Source organism: Mesorhizobium sp. M0047, assembly GCF_040323315.1.
GTDB lineage: Bacteria > Pseudomonadota > Alphaproteobacteria > Rhizobiales > Rhizobiaceae > Mesorhizobium.
The window spans coordinates 1-19,931 of sequence record NZ_JAMYUW010000035.1 but is presented as its reverse complement, the minus strand read 5'-3'; the positions used below and the strand labels follow the sequence as shown (position 1 = coordinate 19,931).

The window sequence follows — 19,931 nt, the reverse complement described above, 5'->3', positions numbered from 1 at the left end:
CCTGGCTCCGCACAATTCGCTTCGTCTCAACGCCTTGCGGCGCACGATAGTTCAAAAAGGGTCTAGCACATCACCAAGCGGTGAAAAGGGGCGGTGTGATGACGCGGCTCAGAGCCGCTCCTGCAAAAGCGCCAGCAGGGCTTCCTCGTCAGGCTGCGCGGCAATGCGGGTTCTTTCGCTTGCGATATCGTCGAGGGCTGCCGCGATGCGCGCCGAAAGCGCGAAAAACCATGTTTTCTCAAACAGCCCTTGCAGAGCGAGCCGGCTGGCCAGCACCTGGATCGCGGCAGCCGCCTTGGTTGAATAGAGCAGCACCGCGTCGACAGGTTGGCCTGCCAACATCGCAACAATGGCCTCGTCCGAATAACCCAATTGCAGGGTGTCATATGTCTCGACGGCACGGACCCGGACGCCCGCCGTCTGCAGCCTCTGTTCGAATGCCGGAAAGCGCACGCGCCCGCAGAGATAGGCAATCGTCTTGCCTGAGTGGTCGCCAGCAAGTCTGTCGGCGAGACCTTCGGCATTACCTGGGCCTTCACTGACAGACAAAAACCCCGCTTCGCGCGCGGCTTTCGCCGTTCTTTCGCCAACGGCGTGGCAAGGCAAGGCTGCGAGCGCCGCGATGAGTTCCTTGGGTGCATGGCGCACGGCGTTGGCGCTGGTAATGGCCACGGCGACGGCATCGTCTGGAACCGCTCTGCCCTCGACCGGCAAAGCCACCGTATCGGTCAAGGGCAGCAGAACCGGCTGGAACCCAGCGGCCCGAAGTTGCCGCGCTGTACGCGAGGCGGCAGGTTCCGGTCTCGTCACAAGGACGCGAAGCATTTCAGAGCCAGCCGTCGAAGAACTTTTCACCGGCCTTGGCCCGTACTGTCCGGGCTGCTTCGGCACCGATGCGGGCGGCGTCGTGCGCAGGTCCCTGCAGCTCGACCGTGTGCGACTGCGTGCCGTCGGGCGAGATGATCAGTCCGGCGAACGACAGTTTTCCGGCCTCGATCGTCGCATAACCAGCGATCGGCGTGCGGCAGGAACCGTCGAGCGCCGCCAGGAAGGCGCGTTCGCAGGCCAGCGCCTGACCGGTCGGCACATCATGGATAGCCGCCAGCATCTTTTCGACATCGCGGTCGCCGATACGCGTTTCGATGCAGATCGCGCCTTGCCCCGGCGCCGGCGGGAAGATGTCGAGCGGTATCAGGTCGGTGACGACATGCTCGAGCCCAAGGCGCTTCAGCCCTGCATAAGCCAGGATGGTGCCGGCGGCGACGCCTTCGTCGAGCTTGCGCAGCCGCGTCTGCACGTTGCCGCGGAACATCACCACGTCGAGATCGGGCCGCATGCGGCGGATCAGCGCCTGCCGCCGCAGCGACGACGAGCCGACTTTCGCTCCCTCCGGCAGTTCGGCGATCGTCTTCGCCGCCTTGCCGACAAAGGCGTCGCGCGCGTCCTCGCGTAGCAGGAAGGCGGACAATTCGAGACCGTCGGGCAGCTGCGTCGGCATGTCCTTCGACGAGTGCACGGCGATGTCGATCCGGCCCGCCAGCAGCGCCTCCTCGATCTCCTTGGTGAACAGGCCCTTGCCACCGGCTTCCGACAGCGGCCGGTCCTGGATGCGGTCGCCGCTGGTCGAGATGACGACAACCTCGAACGCCTCCGCCGGCATGCCGTGCGCGGCCATCAGCCGCGCCTGCGTTTCATGCGCCTGTGCCAGCGCCAGCGGACTGCCGCGTGTTCCGATTCTCAAGGTTGTTTGCATGGCGCGCGGTCCGTGATACCCCCCGGCCTGAGCATTTTGCAGCCAAGTGGAGCCACTTGGCGTCGCAGAAATGCGGCTAAAGTAACCGAGGCCTTTTCCGGCCTTTCTCCTAGCGGGGAAAGGCCTGACAGACAATCTCTTGGGATAGCGACGAATTGATCCGCGTTCTTGGCATAGAGACGAGTTGTGACGAAACCGCAGCCAGCGTCGTGGCGGTAGACGGCGACGCCGCGCCAAAAATCCTGTCCAACATCGTGCTTAGCCAGATCGAGGAACATGCCGCATTCGGCGGCGTCGTGCCGGAGATCGCGGCCCGCGCCCATGTCGAGGCGCTGGACGGCATCATCGAGGCGGCCCTTGCCGATTCGGCCGTCGCGCTCGCTGACATCGATGCGATCGCCGCGACCGCCGGTCCTGGCCTGGTCGGCGGGCTGATCGTCGGGCTGATGACGGCCAAGGCGATCGCCGCGGCGGCCAACAAGCCGCTGATCGCCATCAACCATCTCGAAGGTCATGCCTTGACGGCACGGCTAACCGACGGGCTCGATTTTCCCTATCTGCTGCTGCTGGTCTCCGGCGGCCATACGCAGATTCTCGCCGTGCGTGGCGTCAGTGACTATCAGCGCTGGGCAACCACCATCGACGACGCGCTCGGCGAGGCCTTCGACAAGACGGCCAAGATGCTCGGCCTGCCCTATCCCGGCGGACCGAATGTCGAGACGGCGGCACAGGTCGGCAATGCCTCACGCTTTGTCTTTCCGCGTCCGATGAAGGGCTCGGCACAGCCCGATTTCTCCTTCTCCGGATTGAAGACCGCCGTGCGCCAGGCGGCGACGGCGATTGAGCCCTTGAGCGACCAGGATGTCGCCGACATCTGTGCCTCGTTCCAGGCGGCGGTCGCCGATGCGCTGGCCGACCGCGTTTCTCGCGCGCTGGCCCGCTTTCGAGAAACATTTCCCGCCACCAAGACTCCGGCGCTGGTCGTTGCCGGCGGCGTCGCCGCCAACCGTACGATCAAGGCGATGCTTGAGCGGCTCTGCGCCGCGACCGGCTTCACCTTCATTGCGCCGCCGCTAAAGCTTTGCACCGACAATGCGGCGATGATCGCCTGGGCCGGCATCGAGCGGCTGCGCCAAGACATGGCGCAGGAGAACGGCTTCGATTTCGTGCCGCGCTCGCGCTGGCCACTGGATAGCATCTCGACACCGATGGTCGGCTCCGGCCGGCGCGGAGCCAAGGCATGACCGAGGGGGCCATGAGCGGCAACTACACCGCGCCAAGCGGCTGGCGCGTTGCCGTGCTCGGCGGCGGGGCCTGGGGCACCGCCTTGGCCTTGGCCATGCTGCGCGCCGGCCATTTCGTCCGCCTTTACGCGCGCGACCCGGACACCGTCGCCGCGATCGACCGCGGCGAAAATCCACGCTATCTGCCGGGCATTATGCTCCAGGCCGGCATCGTGGCTACGAGCAACATCCAAGCCGCGCTCGACGGCGCCGATTGCGTGCTGGCAGTGACGCCGGCGCAGTCGCTGCGGGCTACGCTGGCGGCAGCGAAGGACCATATGCCGGCCGGCATCCCGCTCGTTCTCTGCGCCAAGGGCATCGAGCGCGATACCGGTGCCTTGCTGTCGGCAATCGTCGAAGAAATCCTGCCGCAAAATCCGGTCGCGGCTCTGTCGGGTCCAAGCTTCGCCACCGATGTCGCCCGCGGCCTGCCGACGGCCGTGGTCGTCGCCGCCCGCGATGAGGCTCTCGCCGCCGATCTCGCCGCCCGCTTTTCAGCCGAGAACCTGCGCTGTTATTCGAACGACGACCTGATCGGCGTCGAAATCGGCGGCGCTTTGAAGAACGTCTTTGCCATCGCCGCAGGCGCCGTCACCGGCGCCGGGCTCGGCGCCAGCGCCCAGGCCGCCATGGTGACGCGCGGCTTTGTCGAACTGCGCCGCATAGGTGCCGCCTTCGGCGCCAGGCCCGAAACCTTGATGGGGCTTTCCGGCCTTGGCGACCTGCTGCTCACCTGCTCGTCCACCCAGTCGCGCAATTTCGCCTATGGGCTGGCGCTCGGGCAAGGCAAGCCTCTTGCCGGATTGCCGCTGGCCGAAGGCGTGCCGACGGCGGCGATCGCTGCCCGCATTGCCATGGAGCATAATATCGATGCCCCGATCATTGCCGCGGTCGCTGCCATTCTGGACGGCGCTATCACCATCCGGCAGGCTGTGACGGCCTTGATGACCCGGCCGCTGAAGACCGAAACCAACGATTGATCCCACGACATCGATCCAACGACCAGGAGAGAGACCATGCTGTTTGCTGTGATTTGCAAGGACAAGCCGGGAAGCCTGCAAGTGCGCCTTGACACCCGGCCCGAGCACATCGCCTTCCTCGAAGAACTGAACGGCGACAAGAAACTGGCTTTCGCCGGTCCGTTCCTTGACCCCGAAGGCAAGCCCAACGGCAGCCTCGTCGTCGTCGAGGCACCCGACGTGGCGGGTGCACAGGCCCTGTCGGCCGCCGACCCCTACGCCAAGGCCGGGCTGTTCGAGAGCGTCGAAATCCGCCCATGGAACTGGACGTTCAACAAGCCGGCGGCTAGTTAATTCCGGTCGTAGGCGGTGACCCGCGAGGAGGAGCAAAAGAAATGAACTACTGGCTGTTCAAATCCGAACCCTCGGTCTTCTCCTTCGAGGCGTTGAAGGCCAAGGGCAAGGCCGGCACGCAATGGGACGGCGTGCGCAACTACGCCGCACGCAACAACATGAAGGCGATGCAGATCGGCGATCTCGGCTTCTTCTATCATTCCAACGAGGGGCTGAACGTGGTCGGCATCGCCGAGGTCTGCGCGCTGGCCCATCCCGACACCACGACCGACGACCCGCGCTGGGAGTGCGTCGATATCCGCGCCGTCAGGGATGTGCCGAACCCGCCGACGCTGGACGAGGTCAAGGCCAATCCAAAGCTTGCCGACATGGCTCTGGTGCGGCTCGGGCGGCTTTCCGTGCAGCCGGTGACGCCGGCCGAATGGAAGGAAGTCTGCCGCATGGGCGGCTTGACACCGGCTCCGTGACGGCGCTGACGCCGAACAGCGCCAAACAATTCATTCTCGACAACACGGCGCTGATGGCGCCGCCGCACGCGCCGGAAATCCTGCTTCATCTTGCTGATGAAGCACATGAATTGTGGCAGCGGACTGAGGACGAGTTGGTCGAGATCGGCCTGCCGCCGCCCTTCTGGGCCTTTGCCTGGGCCGGCGGCCAAGGCCTTGCCCGCTATATCCTGGACAATCCCGGCACCGTGCGGGGCAAGCGCGTCCTCGACTTCGCCTCCGGCTCCGGCCTTGTCGCCATCGCCGCCGCCAAGGCCGGCGCTGCCAAGGTGATCGCAACTGACATCGATCCGTTCTGCGCGACCGCGATTTGTCTCAATGCCGAGGCCAACGACGTCATAATCGAATTCCTCGGCACGGATTGCATCGGCACCGATGCGGGATGGGACATGATCCTGGCCGGCGACGTTTTCTACGACAGATCATTCGCCGACCGGCTGATGCCGTGGTTCTCAACCCTAGTGGCGCGCGGCGCGGAGATTCTTGTCGGCGACCCCGGCCGGTCGTATATGCCGAAGTCCGGGCTGGAACCCCTTGCGGTCTATGAAGTGGCCGTCACACGGGCTCTGGAGGATACGCTGGTCAAGCGCACGACGGTCTGGCGCTTTGCTTGACGCCATCGCCGAACAGGCGTTCCATCATATCCGCATCTGGAGGGGGGACTCATGGATTTTTCAGCCGTGAACTGGCTGGCGGTGATCGCCGCCGCAATCGTGGCATGGCTGTTCGGCGCCGCCTGGTACATGGGCCTGAGCAAGCCATGGCTGAAAGCCGCCAAACTTGATCCGACCACGATGAAAAAATCGCCTCTGCCCTTCGTGATCAGCTTCATCGCCGAACTGGTCATGGCGTACATATTGGCGCTTGTCGTCGGCGCGATAACGGGCGGCGAGCCGACATTGCTCGCCGGGCTGATCTTCGGCTTCGTGCTTTGGCTGGGCTTTGTCGCCACAACGCTCTCGGTCAACCATCGCTACGAGAATTTCGGCTGGGATCTGACCCTCATCGACGGCGGCCATTGGCTCGGCGTGTTGCTGATCATCGGCGCCGTGATCGGCTGGTTCGGCGCCGCGGCAGCTTGACAGCCTGCCGCAATCTCAGGTCCGCGTCTTGGCGACTTCCTCGAGAATCCAATCGCGAAAGGCGACGATACGCGGATCGTCAGCGGTACTCTCGGGATAGACCAGGAAATACGCGAACTCGGGCGCTACCCGCAGGCCGAGTTCAAAAGGTTGCACCAGCCTTCCCTGGGAAAGGTCGTTCGCCACCATGGCGAAGTCGGCGAGCGCGACGGCATTGCCGTCGAGCGCCGCCTGGACGGCATCTGTAGAGTTTTTGAACACGACAGTTCGGCTGTCGTCGAAATCGTTGACACCGGCGGCCGCCATCCACATCCGCCAGTTCGGCCATGTCACGCCTTGTCGCGACCACTCGATATGGGCAAGCGTGTGGTTGAAAAGATCGCGCGGCTCGCGCAGCGGCGGACCGGAGGTCAACAGGCTCGGGCTGCACACCGGAATGAGGATGTTGTCGAACAGCCGGTGGGCGCGAAGTCCCGGGTATTTGCCGGCACCAAAGCGGATGCCGACATCGATGTCATCAAGTTCGAAATCCCGCAGTTCATAGGCGATGTCGAATCTCAGCTCGATATGGGGCTGATGCTTGCGAAAATGGTCGACGCGACGCATCAGCCATTTTGACGCGAACTGTGCGTCGAGCGTCACCTTCAAAAGGGCCGTACCGCGCGTCAGCTTATGCGCCCGCGAAACGGCCCGGCCAAGCAGGTCGAGCGCATCGGTGGAGGCGTCGAACAGCACAGCGCCCGCCTCGGTCAGCCGAATGGTGCGGCTGGTGCGTGTAAAGAGCACCAGTCCGAGCTGATCCTCGATTTCCTTGATCTGGTGGCTGACGGCGGCTGGCGTCAGTCCCAGCTCATCGGCGGCGCGGGTGAAATTAAGGTGCCGGGCCGCTGCTTCCAGCGTCCTCAAGGCGCGAGTTCCGGGCAGCAGGCGGGTCATCTTATCCTCAAAGAAAACTTGATGATCCAGAGAAAACTACTCGTTTCTCACAGTAATTTCAATATGCCATGATCCAGCCATCGAAGCATTATCAAGCCGGACTTGATGTCCGGAGAGAACGGATCACCCCATGTCCATCATCGCTTTGAATTCATCGACACGCCGTCCGGCCTGGCTGACGGAGGCCCTTGACTGGCTGCGCCATGCCCGGGTCGCGATCAATCTCCCGCACCAGAACGTCGAAGACCTGTCGGATCGGCAGCTGCGCGACGTCGGCGCCAGGCGCAAGGACGTTGCACGCGCCATGGACCGCGAAATGGGCCGCCTCGGCCTTCTCGACATCGGCTGGCAAAGGAATAAGGAGACAGGCAGTAAAGGAATAGGGGGCTAAAGCGCGCCGACGCGCATCCACTCCCTACTCCCTACTCCCTACTCCCTACCTCACCACCCTCACCACCGTCCGATCCGACAGCAGCGGCAAAAGCCGCGCCATGGTTCGCGCCGTCACCGCCACGCAGCCTTGCGTCGGCGTGAAGCCGGGGCGCGCCAGGTGGAAGAAGATAGCGCTGCCGCGGCCGCGCCGGCGTGGCGCCACGTTCCAGTCGAGCACCAGGCAGGCATCGTAGAGCCGGTCGTCGCGCCGCATGCGTTCGTGGCTGGCACCATAGGGGATCTTGACCGGCCTGTTGTAATTGCGGTCGTCAGGCACTTCGCACCAGCCCAGATCAGGCCCGATCGGCGTCATCGTCAGACGGGTCTTGCGGCCGTTGGAGAACTGATCTCCCCGGAAATATCCCGACAGGATCCGCATCGAGGCCAGCGGCGTGGCGCCGTCGCCTTCGCGCTTGTCGGCCGAGATACCGCCGCCCCCCAGCGCGCACGCAAACACCGTTTTGCCAGCCTGCAGCAGGCCCTGGCTTGGATGGCCGGGCCTGGCCCGCACGGTCAGCACGCGCAGCCCTTTTCGCAAAATTGCGCCGGCTGCATTGCGATCGTGTTTTTTCTTGTATGATCGTGCCACGGAACAAATCACTGTGATCGGCTGTTGTGCCGGTCAGCTTCCGCATAAACAGGCAGCGGTCAACTGAATTTTCTTTTCAAAACAACGGATTGATCCATGACTTCACGCACCATTCTAATCGTCGATGACGATGACGACCTGCGCGGCACCCTGGTCGAGCAATTGTCCCTTTACGAGGAATTCGACGTGCTGCAGGAATCGACTGCGGCAAAAGGTGTCGCGACTGCGCGCGGCGGCCTCATCGATCTGCTCATCATGGATGTCGGGCTGCCCGACATGGATGGCCGCGAAGCGGTAAAGATCCTGCGCAAGGGCGGCTACAAGGCGCCCATCATCATGCTCACCGGCCACGACACCGATTCGGACACGATCCTTGGCCTCGAAGCCGGCGCCAACGACTATGTGACGAAGCCGTTCCGTTTCGCTGTGCTGCTCGCGCGCATTCGCGCGCAATTGCGCCAGCATGAGCAGAGCGAGGACGCCACTTTCTCGGTTGGGCCTTACACCTTCAAGCCCAGCCAGAAACTGCTGATCGATCCGCGCGGCGGCAAGGTACGGCTGACGGAAAAGGAGGCCTCGATCATCAAATATCTCTATCGCGCCGACCAGAAGGTGGTGACGCGCGACGTGCTGCTCGAGGAAGTGTGGGGCTACAATTCCGGCGTCACCACGCACACGCTGGAAACTCATGTCTACCGGCTACGCCAGAAGATCGAGCGCGATCCTTCCAATGCGGAAATTCTTGTGACAGAAAGCGGTGGCTACAAGCTGGTTCCTTAAACATTTCATTATCCAATGAGCGGTCTGGGCGGGACTGCTGTCGGGTGCGATCCTGTCGGAGGGGGATTCAGGATCGACTCGTGAAGGAGGGATTGGACTGACCGTTCGGGGACACAGCTAGATGGCGCTGGATGACGACATCCGCATCCTGTCCGCCGTGAGGCTCTTCGAGGGCTTCACGCAGGAACAATTGCGCCTGCTCGCCTTTGGCGCCGAGAACACCAGGCTGCTTGCGAACCACAAGCTTTACCGCGAGGACGACGAGGCCGATTGCGCCTATATCGTGGTCAGTGGGCGTATCGTGCTCTATCGGGAGCAGGATGGCGAACGCATCCCGATCGGCACCGCCGGCCCCGGCACGATCCTGAGCGAACTGGCCTTGATCGCCGACACCAATCGGCTGACCAGCGCATCGGCCGAAATCGATTCCGAAGTGATGCGGCTCAGCCGCAAGATGTTCCGCCGCATCCTGGAGGAATATCCCGAAGTGGCGGTGCAGTTGCACCAGCGAATCCTGGAGGATTTCCAGGCGATGATCCGCCGCATCGAAGAGCTGGCGCCACGCTTCACCGGGTGAGTTGGAGGCGAGATATACGGGTTGACCGTACCGCCGCCCGGACCTGAGGGTTCCGTTGACAGGCAACAGGTGAAATCCTACAGAACCCCTCGAAGGCGGGCCGCCTAACAGGCACCGCCACCACCAGGCTCCTGGGGGAGCGAGGCATGCTGCCAGCTCGGTATGAGACGATCATCCTGTATGCCCGCAACGACGCGTTCGGCGACGGATTGATCCGGATTCCGGCTTTGCGCGCCGCCAGAACCGCGTTCCCCGACAGTTTTATCGTCTACGGAACCACCGGCTCGTCGTCCCTTGAACATGTCCTCGATCGCCATGCCGGCCACTTGGTCGATGCGATCAATGTACGGACGCCTCTGGCGCATCTGGTCGCCAGCCACCGCAAGGGCAAGGGGCGATTGGCCGTTGTCGATTTTCGCATCTCGGCGCGTTGGCTGCTCCAGGCCTCGGCGTCGCTGCTCGGCCGCGGGATCGCCTATGAAGCGAACTTTCCGGGTTTCGCTCTTTCCTGGCGCCCTGGCCAAAGGTCGGAAGCACGACCCGAGCACAATGCATGGCGTTACCACCGCCTCATCGAGCGACTTGCGGGGAAACGGTTGCCTTTCGACCATCGGCTGGAGCCCACCCCGGCCGCGCGGGCGGCGGCTAGGGGCCTGGCGGAGGGTAAGCATGCTCCCTTGATCGTTGTCGCGGCGCATGGCGACGGCGGCAAACGCATGACGGCGGATCAGGTTGTCGCTATCTCCGACAGCTTGATCGCCGACGGGGCAAATCTTCTCTATGTGAAAACCCCGGGGGACGGCCCTGATGTGACAGAACTGGCCCAACGCGTGCCGAAGCTGCAACTTGTCGATTCCGGCACGGTCGAGGGTGTCGATGTCAGCGATGTTCTGCTGGCGCTCGGAGAGTTTGCCGATCTCTACATCGGCGCCGAAGGCGGCACGGCACACCTCATGGCGACGGTGATGACGCCGATGGTCATCGTTAGTGGCGGCGCCAACATGGCCCGTTGGCGGCCGCTTTCCAACTGCGTGGACGTGGTCGAGTCCCGGCATGCGAGTCCATCCGGCCTGGTCGCCAATGTCCCGGCGCCGAAAATCATCGAGGCGGCCCAGCGGATGCTGGCGACGCGCCACCGCGACCATCCCTACCTGCTGGATCACGCGGCAGGCGTATCAGCGCCGCAATTTCGGGACAACGACACGCGCAAAGACAAGGACTTGAAGCGCGCCGTTTGAATTTGTTTGGCGGCAGCGTCAGGCCTGCCTCACCTGAGTATCGACACACCTAATCCAGATCGAACCGCGCGATGACAGGCACATGGTCCGATGGGCGCTCCCAGCCGCGCGCCAGGCGCAGGATCTCGTAGCCGGAAAAGCTGGGCACCAGATTTGGCGACGACCAGACATGGTCGAGCCGCCGGCCGCGGTTAGACGCTTCCCAATCCTGCGCTCGGTAGCTCCACCAGGTGTAGAGCTTCTGCTCATGCGGCACGTTGAGCCGCATCAGGTCGGTCCAGTTGCCGGCGAGGCGCATCGCCTCGAAATTTTCCGTCTCGACCGGCGTGTGGCTGACGACGTTGAGCAGTTGCTTGTGCGACCAGACGTCGTGTTCGAGCGGCGCTATGTTGAGGTCGCCGACCAGTACAGAGCCGGACACCTCGTCATGTTCTGCCCGGATGGCATTCATCTCGGCGACGAAATCGAGTTTGTGCTTGAACTTCCTGTTGATGACGGGATCCGGTTCGTCGCCACCGGCCGGAACGTAGAAATTGTGCAGCAGGATCGCCTTTCCGCCGGCTCGCACCGTCACCGAGAGGTGCCGGCTGTCCTCGATTTCGCAGAAACGCCGCTTCTCGACCACCTCGATCGGCCGCCGCGCCACCGTCGCGACGCCGTGATATCCCTTCTGGCCATGGAAGGCGATGTGCTCGTAGCCGAGCTTGCGGAAGGCTTTTTCGGGAAACAGCTCGTCCGGAACCTTGGTTTCCTGCAGGCAGAGCACGTCAGGCGCATGCTCGACGAGCAGGCGTTCGACGATCGGCATGCGCAGCCGAACGGAGTTGATGTTCCAGGTGGCGATGGAGAAGGGCATTGGCAATCCAGGACAGCGTGCAACCGGCCAGAACCGAAGGGTCCCGGCGGGGAAGACGCCTTTTGACGGAGTCAGCCCGGGAAATTGCCAGCCGCGGGCGGCAAAGACAAGCCGGGCAACGCCCGACGAGGCGCGGCCCGGTGCTTTCCACAGCTATAACGACAGGCTTAGCGCGGCCTGTTGGTGTTGAGCTCGCGGTTCGCCGTGTAGTCGATGGCAAAAGTGTCAGGCGCGAAGCTGACGCCTTCCTTGGTGTTGAAGATCATCACCGTCGTATCCTTGCCCTGCGCGTCGGTGATCGTCCACTGGCGCAAATCGAAGGTTTTCGGATCGAACATCATGGTGATCTTCGAATTGCCGAACACCGATTTGTCGGCGAGCTGGATGGTAGTAAGGTCATCCTCCTGCTTGACGCTTTTGACCCGGTCGCCGGAGAGGTCGATCCTGTCGTCGAGCAGCAGCTTCAAAGGCGTCTTCGACAGCGGATAGAGATCTGACGTGTTGAGCTTCTTGTTCAGGATGACCACCGACTTGCCGTCTGAAATCACCCGGAAGTTTGAAGAGCCATCATAGTTGAAGCGGATCTTGCCGGGCCGTTCGAGGAAGAACTTGCCGCCTGTCTGCTCGCCCTTGGGGCCGAACTGCACGAATTCGCCGCTCATCGATTTGACCGAGGAAAAATGATCGGCGATCTTCTGTGCCGCGGCCGGCACGGCCGCCTGCGCCGAGGCCAGCACCTGGAAGCCGGGCACCGCGTTGAAGGCTGCCGCCCCTGCAATCGCCAGGCCGAGGCCCAGCAACTGACGCCGTGAGGGAGCAACTTTGCCGGGCGCTGAAGGATCATTTCTCATGTCGGTCACTCTCATCTGATTCCTGAGTTGTTCTGTGCTTGGACCGCCAGTTAGGCTGAAATTTGGCGGGTCAAGCGTCCCTCAGTCGGTTCAACGCCTTGAAACGTTCCAGGTTGCCGGACCGGCTGTCACAAGCGTCAGGCCTTCTCGTCAGAATCAGGCCTTCTCGTCAGAACTTGTCGTCTTCGGTCGGCACCAGGATCTCGCGCTTGCCGGCATGGTTGGCCGGGCCGACGATGCCCTCCTTCTCCATCTTCTCGATGATCGAGGCGGCGCGGTTGTAGCCGATGCCCAGCCGGCGCTGGATATAGCTGGTCGAGGCCTTGCCGTCGCGCAGCACAACGGAAACCGCCTGATCGTAAGGATCGTCGGAATCCTCGAAATTGCCGTTGCCGCCACCACCGCCTGAACCGCCCTTGCCGGACGGCTCGTCGTCGTCCTCGCCGTCGTCCTCGGTAATGGCATCGAGATATTCCGGCACGCCCTGCAGCTTCAGATGCGCGACGATCTTCTCGACCTCTTCGTCGGCGACGAACGGGCCGTGCACGCGCTGGATACGGCCGCCGCCGGCCATGTAGAGCATGTCGCCCATGCCGAGCAGCTGCTCGGCGCCTTGTTCGCCCAGGATGGTGCGGCTGTCGATCTTCGACGTGACCTGGAAGGAGATGCGGGTCGGGAAATTGGCCTTGATGGTGCCGGTGATGACGTCGACCGACGGCCGCTGCGTGGCCATGATGACATGGATGCCAGCGGCGCGCGCCATCTGCGCCAGGCGCTGCACGGCACCTTCGATGTCCTTGCCGGCAACCATCATAAGGTCGGCCATCTCGTCGATGATGACGACGATATAGGGCATCGGTTCGAGATCGAGATTCTCGGTCTCGTAGATCGCCTCGCCGGTCTGGCGGTCGAAGCCGGTCTGCACGGTGCGCGAAATCTTTTCGCCCTTCTTGTCCGCCTGGCTGACGCGGGCATTGAAACCGTCGATATTGCGCACGCCGACCTTGGACATCTTGCGGTAGCGGTCCTCCATCTCGCGCACGGTCCATTTCAGCGCCACCACAGCCTTCTTCGGATCGGTGACAACCGGCGTGAGCAGGTGCGGGATGCCGTCATAGACCGACAGTTCCAGCATCTTCGGATCGATCATGATCAGCCGGCAATCCTGCGGCGTCAGCCGGTAGAGCAGCGACAGGATCATGGTGTTGATGGCGACCGATTTGCCCGAGCCGGTGGTGCCGGCGACCAGCACGTGCGGCATCTTGGCGATGTCGACGATGACCGCTTCGCCATTGATGGTCTTGCCCAGCGCCAGCGCCAGCTTGGCTTTCGTCGTCTCGAAATCACGGCTGGCCAGAATCTCCCTGAGATAGACGGTCTCGCGCTTGGCGTTCGGCAGTTCGATGCCGATGGCGTTGCGGCCGGGCACCACGGCGACGCGGCAGGCGATGGCGCTCATCGAGCGGGCGATGTCGTCGGACAGGCCGATAACCCGCGACGATTTGATGCCAGGCGCCGGTTCGAGTTCATAGAGGGTGACCACTGGACCGGGACGGACGGCGATGATCTCGCCCTTGACGCCGAAATCCTCCAGCACGCCTTCGAGCAGGCGCGCATTCTGCTCCAGCGCGTCCTTGGAAAGGCTAGCGTCGCGCACCACGTTCTTCGGTTCCGACAGGAAGTGCAGCGATGGCATTTCGAATTTTTCCGAGCCGATCAGCGATGTCTGCGCCTCGCGCTGGACACGGGCGCCGGGAGCCGGACGCGGTGCCGGTGCCTCGACGCGGGTGGCGGCATCGGAGCGGAACGGCTGGACCTTGGCGGTGCCGCGCCTGATGGGCTCCTGTTCCGGCTCGAAATCCAGATCGTCGTCGGCTTCGAAAATATCGGCATCGTCGGGGTCGAGCGAGACGCTGCGGTCATTGACCATGGCGGCGAAGAATTCGGGCTCGACGCGGGCGCGGCCATCCTGGCTCATCCGCGTTTCAGCGAACTCAGCCGATTCGACCCGTTCGGCGGCGCGCCGCCAGGCGGCGGAGCGCTGTTCCATTTCCGGCTCGTACTCGTCACGCTCCTGCCTTTGGCGCGCGGCGCGGCGGTGCATCCACGCGCGGAACGAGAGCCACCAATGAGTAATTGCCCCGAGCGCCAGGATACCCTCGTCGCCTTCGTCCTCATCATTGTCGAACAAAAGGTCGTCCTCGCGCGGATCTGTAGCGGGCTCGTCCTCCATGACCGCAAAGCCGTTCTTGCGTCCGATCAGCGCCGACCCATGGGCAAAGAGCCACAGCGCGGGTGCGGCCAGCAGGATGGCGATGATGCTGGCGATAAGCCCGGTCGGATAGCCGCCGATGACGACGCTTGGGATCTTCAGCACCATGTCGCCAAACACGCCGCCGAGGCCGGTAGGGAGCGGCCAGGTCTTGGGCGGTACCACACAACCGGCCATTGCCGCGGCCAACAGCGCGAAGCCGAACCAGGACAGCCCGCGCTTGGGCAGCCTGTCGATGCCGCGCGCGGAAAACAGCAGGAACCCCCAGATCACCGTCGGAACCAGCGCTGCGACGGCGGCGAGGCCGAAGAACTGCATAGCCAGATCGGAGAACACGGCACCCGCATAGCCCATGGCGTTGGTGACGGTGTTGTTCGTCGCGTGGGAGAAGCTCGGATCGGCGACGTTCCAGGTGGCAAGGCTGGCGACCCCGAAGGCGGTGAGCGCGAACAGCCCAGCGCCGACCAGCCGCCCGACCTGACGCCGCGCGAAGGCTTGGATGCCGTGCCCCGTATCGGCCAGCGCGAGCGGTGCTGAAGCCCCTGAACGCATGCTCTTCCCCGTCTGTCATGGACTCGCCAGGTGCGTGGCGCACTCCGGCAGATTCGGGTCTCAGACTATCGGTGGGAAGGTTAAAGGCGCATTAACTATAAGGGGTTGAGGTGATCAAACCTCGTTACCACCGGTTGAGCCGCTTGGAATACATGCAGCAGTGCCTTTGAGGCGCTGGCAAACACCATGATGGACGACGGAGCTGGCAGATAGACCTGCCGCGGAACGAGACAATAGCGGGCCTGCGTGCCCGCCATTTGTCCTTTTTTGGCAACAAAAGATCGGGCTGGGGCCCGGCAGGTCAGTTGGCGCCACCGAGCGCCTGCAGGTTTGCGCAGAATTCGGCGTGCGGCTTGCTCATCGCCGCATCCTGCCAAAAAAGAGGCCCGGAAATGATCCGGGCCTCAATGCGTGAACTCCTTTCGAGAGTGTCACGACGGGATGGTTTGGGGGGCCGGCGGGAGGAGGTTCCACCGGCCCCGTGAGGCGGAGCTGGCCTTACGGCACCACTTCGCCATGCTGGGAAATGTCGAGGCCTTCGACCTCTTCCTGGGTCGTCGGACGCAGGCCGACCAGCGCCTTGACGATGTAGAGGATCACGAAGGTTGCAATCCCCGTCCACACGATGGTGACGGCGACGCCGTAGATCTGCTTGCCGAGCGAAGCGCCTGCACTGAGGCTGTTGATCGCCGGATCGGCGAGCACACCGGTGAGCAGAGCGCCGATGACACCGCCGACGCCATGCACGCCGAAGGCATCGAGCGAGTCGTCATAGCCGAACATGTGCTTGACCTTGACCGCCGAGAGGTAGCAGACGACGCCCGCAACGATGCCGACGATGAAGGCGCCCGTCGGGTTGACGAAGCCGGAGGCAGGCGTCACCGCGACCAGGCCGGCGACGGCGCCGGAGATAATGCCGAGCACCGAAGGCTTCTTGGCGACGATCCATTCGGCGAACATCCAGGCGAGTGCCGCGGCTGCGGTCGCAACCTGGGTGTTGAGCATGGCAGCGCCGGCGAGGCCGTCGGCGGCCAGTTCCGAACCGGCGTTGAAGCCGAACCAGCCGACCCACAACAGCGAAGCGCCGATCACCGAATAGACCAGGTTGTGCGGCGCCATGTTGGTGGCTCCGTAGCCTTCACGCTTGCCGAGAACCAGCGCGCAGACGAGACCCGCGACACCGGCGTTGATGTGGACGACCGTGCCGCCGGCAAAGTCGAGCACGCCGGCCGTGCCGAGGAAGCCGCCACCCCAGACCCAATGCGCGATCGGCACGTAGATGACCAGCAGCCACAGCGCCATGAAGATCAGCAGCGCCGAGAACTTGAAGCGTTCGGCGAAGGCGCCGGCAATCAGCGCCGGAGTGATGATGGCGAAGGTCATCTGGAACATCGAGAACACGAATTCAGGAATATTCGCGACGCCCGGCAGCCACAGCGAGGCAGTGGTGATGCCGTGATGGAAGAATTTCGAGGTGCCGCCGAGATAGCTGTTCATGCCGCCGCCGTCGGAAAAGGCCAGCGAATAGCCGAACATGAACCACAGCACCGTCACCAGGCAGGTGATGGCAAAGCTCTGCATGATGGTGGCGAGCACGTTCTTCTTGCGCACCATGCCGCCGTAAAACAGCGCCAGACCCGGGATGGTCATCATCAGCACGAGCGCCGTCGAGGTCAGCATCCAGGCGGTATTGCCGGTGTCGAGCACCGGGGCCGGGGTAGCCGGTGCAGCCGCTGTCGCGGCAGGAGCCGCTTGCTGCGCGAAGGCGGCGACCGTGCCCAACGCCGCAAGAGCGAGCGAACCCAAAAGGGCGGCTCGTCCCGTCGTCTTTAAGGTAGAAGGAATATTCATTGAACTCTCCATTGGAATACGTGATCGCCGCTCAGAGCGCGTCGGTGTCTGTTTCGCCGGTGCGGATGCGCACCGCCTGATCGATGCCGAAAACGAAGATCTTGCCGTCGCCGATCTGGCCGGTCTTGGCGGCTGAGGTGATGGCTTCGACGGCCTTGTCGACCATGTCGGCACTGACCGCGACTTCGATCTTGATCTTCGGCAGGAAGCTGACCGCGTATTCCGCCCCGCGATAGATTTCCGTGTGCCCTTTCTGACGCCCGTAGCCTTTGACTTCGGTGACGGTCAGGCCCTGGATGCCGACGGCGGTAAGCGCTTCGCGGACCTCGTCGAGCTTGAACGGCTTGATGATTGCCATCACGATTTTCATAAGGTTGCACCCTTTGCTGTTGCGGTCCCCCGCGTTTGCACGACTTCACCGATCCTAAAGAGCCGGAGAGTGCCCACGTGGATTCAAGCTCCGTGCCAAGTGCCGAAGCAGGGTGTTAACCCGTTGTAAACAAAGGAATGAAGGCGGCCAAAGCCGTGAGGTGCCCGCAACAACGGCAAAGCATCTGCTTAAAAACTATGCAATTTTCGAAAAATGCCTACTCTGTAGGCGGTCGCTTGAGCCGGATCAGCCCTTCTTGCGCAACCGAGGCAATCAACGTGCCGTCGCGGGCAAACAGCGACCCGCGCGTGAAGCCGCGCGAGCCCTGGGTCGACGGGCTGTCCTGCGTGTAGAGCATCCAATCGTCGAGCGCATGGCTGCGGTGGAACCACATGGCATGGTCGAGGCTCGCCGCCTGGATATCGCGGTCGAAAATGGCGCGGCCGTGCGCAAAGGTCGAGGTGTCGAGCAGCGTCATGTCGGAGAGATAGGCGAGCACCGCCGCCTGGATGGCGCGATCCGCCGGAACCGGACCGGTGGTGCGGATCCAGATATTCTGCTTCGGCTCCAGCTTTTCGCGGCTCGTGTAATGCTTCAGCATCACCGGCTTCATCTCGATCGGCCGGTCGCGCTCCCAATAGCGTTTGATGCCTTCGGGCACCGCCTCGCCGAACTTGCCCAGCAACTCGCGCTGCGACAGCAACGTGTCGGGTCCGGCAACGTCCCGCGGCATCGGCACCTGGTGTTCGAGACCGACCTCATCCTGCTGGAACGAGGCCTCCAGCGAAAAGATCGCCTGGCCGTGCTGGATCGCCACCACGCGCCGCGTGGTGAAGGAGCCGCCGTCGCGGATGCGGTCGACCTCGTACACGATCGGCACCTTGGTGTCGCCGGGCCGCATGAAATAGCCATGCAGCGAATGCACGTGACGATCAGGGTCGACGGTTCGCTGCGCCGCGACCAGTGCCTGGGCGATGGTCTGGCCGCCGAAGACGCGCTGCCAGTCGAGCAAGGGACTGTGACCACGATACAGATTGTGTTCCAGTTTCTCGAGGTCGAGAATGCCGAGAAGCTCGTCCATGGCTGCCGTCATATTTCGTGCCCTCGCCGCAGAAGTGTTATGGCGGTTTCCGACAGGACGGACAGGCAGTCAAGGGCGCAAGACGCGGCTGGCGCGCAAGGAGCGAAGTTGATGCAACGCAAGGTGGACACGAAAACCAAGTCTGGACTCGATGTTCTGGTCGCCGGCGCCGGTTATGTCGGCCTGGCCAGCGCCGTATCGCTGAAGCAGGCACGTCCGGGCCTTGCTGTCGCTCTCGTCGATGCCGCGCCGGCCGGTGTCTGGCAAAGGGATGGCCGCGCTTCGGCCATTGCCGCCGCCGCCGGCCGCATGCTCGACCAGCTCGGCGTGTGGGCAGAGATAGCGCCGCAGGCCCAGGCGATCACCGAGATGATCATCACCGATTCGCGCACCTCCGATCCGGTGCGTCCGGTCTTCCTGACCTTCGACGGCGAAGTGGCGCCGGGCGAGCCATTTGCGCATATGGTCGCCAACAAAGTGCTGAACGGCGCCTTGCGGGCCCGCGCCGAGAAACTCGGCATCGACATCATCGAAGGCGTGGCGGTGCAGGGTTTCGAGACCAACGGCGGTGGCATCACCGTGCATCTCGCCGACGGTGCGACACTGAAGGCGCGGCTGCTGGTCGCCGCCGACGGCGTCAACTCCACGCTGCGCGACATGGCCGGCATCAAGACGGTGAAGTGGGAATATGGCCAGTCCGGGATCGTCTGCACGGTCGCGCATGAACGCCCGCACAATGGCCGCGCCGAAGAACATTTCCTGCCGGCCGGCCCTTTCGCGACATTGCCGCTCAAGCCCAGCGAGGACGGCACCAATCGCTCGTCGATCGTTTGGGTCGAGCGTACGCAGGATGCCGAGAAGCTGGTGGCCGGCGACGACCTCGTCTTCGAGCATGAACTCGAACAGCGCTTTGGTCTGAAGCTTGGCGAAATCCGTGTTGCCGACAAGCCGCGTGCCTGGCCGCTCGGCCTCACCATCGCCCGCGCCTTCGTCGCTCCGCGCATCGCGCTCGCCGGCGACGCCGCCCACGGCATCCATCCGATCGCCGGGCAGGGCCTCAATCTCGGCTTCAAGGATGTCGCCGCACTTGCCGAGGTGATCGTCGAGGCCGACCGGATCGGCCAGGATATTGGCGCGCTCGACGTGCTCGAACGCTACCAGCAATGGCGCCGCTTCGACACGGTCCAGATGGGCATCACGACGGATGTGCTGAACCGGCTGTTTTCCAACGACATCGGCCCGCTGCGCACCGTCCGCGACATCGGTCTCGGCTTGGTCGAACGCATGCCGCGCCTGAAGGAGTTCTTCATCCGCCAGGCATCGGGGCTGTCTGCTACCACGCCTCGATTGTTGAAGGGCGAAGCGATCTGATCGGGGTCACAGCTCTAGCTCTATACTAGTAGCGCTCGCAAACCATGGAGATTGGCAAAGCCTCCCCAACGTCGTCATCCCAGGGCGAAGCAGGGGCGAAGCTCCGTCGCGAAGACCCTGGGATCCTGTGTGTTGTTGCCATGCTATGGTTGAGGTGGGAAGGGATCGAGCCATGCCACGGCCTGTCCTCGAAAGGACGACCAGGATCCTCTCGGTCTCCTTCCCACCTCAACCATAG

General features: G+C 63.4%; 21 protein-coding genes. 11 read left to right on the top strand and 10 right to left on the bottom strand.

Annotated features, from left to right (window positions below; all coding sequences use genetic code 11):
- Window positions 1-108: 108 nt before the first annotated feature.
- Window positions 109-825 (bottom strand): uroporphyrinogen-III synthase, encoded by a 717-nt coding sequence (locus tag NKJ89_RS26330; RefSeq protein ID WP_352606862.1) that lies wholly within the window; start codon window positions 823-825, stop codon window positions 109-111.
- Window position 826: 1 nt separating this feature from the next.
- Complete coding sequence (gene hemC, locus NKJ89_RS26325; RefSeq protein ID WP_352606860.1) at window positions 827-1,753, bottom strand: hydroxymethylbilane synthase; 927 nt, start codon at window positions 1,751-1,753, stop codon at window positions 827-829.
- Between the two features lie 158 nt (window positions 1,754-1,911).
- Between hemC and tsaD the strand changes: the two genes are divergently transcribed.
- The 6 genes from tsaD to NKJ89_RS26295 are packed head-to-tail and all read left to right on the top strand — an operon-like array spanning window position 1,912 to window position 5,937.
- A complete protein-coding gene (tsaD, locus tag NKJ89_RS26320; protein WP_352606942.1) occupies window positions 1,912-2,997 on the top strand; it encodes a tRNA (adenosine(37)-N6)-threonylcarbamoyltransferase complex transferase subunit TsaD in 1,086 nt (361 codons plus the stop codon).
- Window positions 2,994-4,016 carry an NAD(P)H-dependent glycerol-3-phosphate dehydrogenase gene (locus NKJ89_RS26315; protein WP_352606858.1) on the top strand — a complete coding sequence of 341 codons (1,023 nt, stop codon included), beginning with the start codon at window positions 2,994-2,996 and terminating at the stop codon, window positions 4,014-4,016. Before tsaD ends, NKJ89_RS26315 begins: the two co-directional genes overlap by 4 nt.
- Window positions 4,017-4,052: 36 nt before the next feature.
- Window positions 4,053-4,349: a YciI-like protein gene (locus tag NKJ89_RS26310; RefSeq protein WP_352606856.1), complete on the top strand. Its 297-nt coding sequence runs from the start codon at window positions 4,053-4,055 to the stop codon at window positions 4,347-4,349.
- A 41-nt stretch (window positions 4,350-4,390) separates the two neighbouring features.
- A complete protein-coding gene (locus NKJ89_RS26305) occupies window positions 4,391-4,816 on the top strand; it encodes an EVE domain-containing protein (RefSeq protein WP_352606854.1) in 426 nt (141 codons plus the stop codon).
- A gap of 53 nt (window positions 4,817-4,869) precedes the next feature.
- Window positions 4,870-5,469 carry a class I SAM-dependent methyltransferase gene (locus NKJ89_RS26300; RefSeq protein ID WP_352606940.1) on the top strand — a complete coding sequence of 200 codons (600 nt, stop codon included), beginning with the start codon at window positions 4,870-4,872 and terminating at the stop codon, window positions 5,467-5,469.
- A gap of 51 nt (window positions 5,470-5,520) precedes the next feature.
- Entirely contained in the window at window positions 5,521-5,937 is a 417-nt protein-coding gene (locus tag NKJ89_RS26295) for a DUF1761 domain-containing protein (RefSeq protein WP_352606852.1), read from the top strand.
- A gap of 15 nt (window positions 5,938-5,952) precedes the next feature.
- Here NKJ89_RS26295 and gcvA read toward each other — a convergent pair whose 3' ends face one another.
- Window positions 5,953-6,873, bottom strand: a complete 921-nt coding sequence (gene gcvA / locus NKJ89_RS26290; protein WP_352606850.1) for a transcriptional regulator GcvA — start codon at window positions 6,871-6,873, stop codon at window positions 5,953-5,955.
- Window positions 6,874-7,003: 130 nt separating this feature from the next.
- On the opposite strand from gcvA, the gene NKJ89_RS26285 reads away from it, so the two are divergent.
- Complete coding sequence (locus NKJ89_RS26285; protein ID WP_023760935.1) at window positions 7,004-7,264, top strand: hypothetical protein; 261 nt, start codon at window positions 7,004-7,006, stop codon at window positions 7,262-7,264.
- A 45-nt stretch (window positions 7,265-7,309) separates the two neighbouring features.
- Here the strand turns inward: NKJ89_RS26285 and NKJ89_RS26280 are convergent, their stop codons facing one another.
- A complete protein-coding gene (locus NKJ89_RS26280) occupies window positions 7,310-7,846 on the bottom strand; it encodes a L,D-transpeptidase family protein (protein ID WP_352606938.1) in 537 nt (178 codons plus the stop codon).
- Between the two features lie 144 nt (window positions 7,847-7,990).
- Between NKJ89_RS26280 and NKJ89_RS26275 the strand changes: the two genes are divergently transcribed.
- From NKJ89_RS26275 to NKJ89_RS26265, 3 genes are all read left to right on the top strand, one after another.
- A complete protein-coding gene (locus tag NKJ89_RS26275; RefSeq protein ID WP_023760937.1) occupies window positions 7,991-8,674 on the top strand; it encodes a response regulator transcription factor in 684 nt (227 codons plus the stop codon).
- A gap of 121 nt (window positions 8,675-8,795) precedes the next feature.
- The gene (locus tag NKJ89_RS26270) at window positions 8,796-9,251 is read left to right on the top strand and encodes a cyclic nucleotide-binding domain-containing protein (protein WP_352606848.1); all 456 of its coding nucleotides are present in this window, start codon (window positions 8,796-8,798) and stop codon (window positions 9,249-9,251) included.
- A gap of 146 nt (window positions 9,252-9,397) precedes the next feature.
- On the top strand, window positions 9,398-10,489 hold the full coding sequence (locus NKJ89_RS26265; RefSeq protein ID WP_352606846.1) for a glycosyltransferase family 9 protein: 1,092 nt from the start codon (window positions 9,398-9,400) through the stop codon (window positions 10,487-10,489).
- A 49-nt stretch (window positions 10,490-10,538) separates the two neighbouring features.
- Here NKJ89_RS26265 and NKJ89_RS26260 read toward each other — a convergent pair whose 3' ends face one another.
- From NKJ89_RS26260 to tesB, 6 genes are all read right to left on the bottom strand, one after another.
- A complete protein-coding gene (locus NKJ89_RS26260) occupies window positions 10,539-11,345 on the bottom strand; it encodes an exodeoxyribonuclease III (RefSeq protein WP_352606844.1) in 807 nt (268 codons plus the stop codon).
- Window positions 11,346-11,512: 167 nt separating this feature from the next.
- The gene (locus NKJ89_RS26255; RefSeq protein WP_502904155.1) at window positions 11,513-12,211 is read right to left on the bottom strand and encodes an outer-membrane lipoprotein carrier protein LolA; all 699 of its coding nucleotides are present in this window, start codon (window positions 12,209-12,211) and stop codon (window positions 11,513-11,515) included.
- Window positions 12,212-12,365: 154 nt separating this feature from the next.
- A complete protein-coding gene (locus tag NKJ89_RS26250) occupies window positions 12,366-15,020 on the bottom strand; it encodes a DNA translocase FtsK (protein WP_352606842.1) in 2,655 nt (884 codons plus the stop codon).
- 498 nt (window positions 15,021-15,518) lie between these two features.
- Window positions 15,519-16,871, bottom strand: a complete 1,353-nt coding sequence (locus NKJ89_RS26245) for an ammonium transporter (protein ID WP_352606840.1) — start codon at window positions 16,869-16,871, stop codon at window positions 15,519-15,521.
- Window positions 16,872-16,902: 31 nt separating this feature from the next.
- Window positions 16,903-17,241 (bottom strand): P-II family nitrogen regulator, encoded by a 339-nt coding sequence (locus tag NKJ89_RS26240; protein ID WP_023760944.1) that lies wholly within the window; start codon window positions 17,239-17,241, stop codon window positions 16,903-16,905.
- A gap of 217 nt (window positions 17,242-17,458) precedes the next feature.
- Window positions 17,459-18,334: an acyl-CoA thioesterase II gene (gene tesB, locus NKJ89_RS26235; protein WP_352606838.1), complete on the bottom strand. Its 876-nt coding sequence runs from the start codon at window positions 18,332-18,334 to the stop codon at window positions 17,459-17,461.
- Window positions 18,335-18,433: 99 nt separating this feature from the next.
- On the opposite strand from tesB, the gene NKJ89_RS26230 reads away from it, so the two are divergent.
- The gene (locus tag NKJ89_RS26230; RefSeq protein WP_352606836.1) at window positions 18,434-19,693 is read left to right on the top strand and encodes a ubiquinone biosynthesis hydroxylase; all 1,260 of its coding nucleotides are present in this window, start codon (window positions 18,434-18,436) and stop codon (window positions 19,691-19,693) included.
- The last annotated feature ends 238 nt before the right edge of the window (window positions 19,694-19,931 follow it).